Source organism: Brevibacillus sp. SIMBA_040, assembly GCF_046535075.1.
Taxonomy (GTDB): domain Bacteria; phylum Bacillota; class Bacilli; order Brevibacillales; family Brevibacillaceae; genus Brevibacillus.
Map to the genome: position 1 here is coordinate 1 of NZ_JAWRXI010000237.1, position 263 is coordinate 263.

1 protein-coding gene is annotated in these 263 nt (G+C 41.1%); it reads left to right on the forward strand.

The window, feature by feature from the left end:
- The coding region (locus tag SB752_RS32685) for a diguanylate cyclase (RefSeq protein WP_410719544.1) at positions 1 to 213 on the forward strand (213 nt) is incomplete at its 5' end.
- Positions 214 to 263 lie beyond the last annotated feature (50 nt).

Consider the following 263-nt stretch of genomic DNA (forward strand, 5'->3'; position numbering starts at 1 on the left):
TCTCAAAATCAGGCCGTAAAGATAATAACAAGAATCCAACATAACTTTAAAATACAAAGTCATGAAATTTTAAATGAAGCATTGAGTATTAGTGCTGGTGTTGCGAGTTGGGATGATGATCTTGAAAACGCGGATCAGTGGTTTACCCGGGCAGATAAACTGCTCTACAAAGCTAAAAAAAATGGCCGCGACAGAGCAGAAATCGTCTTATGACACGCACTCCTAATGACAGCAATACGGCAGCTAACACGCTAGAAGCCACG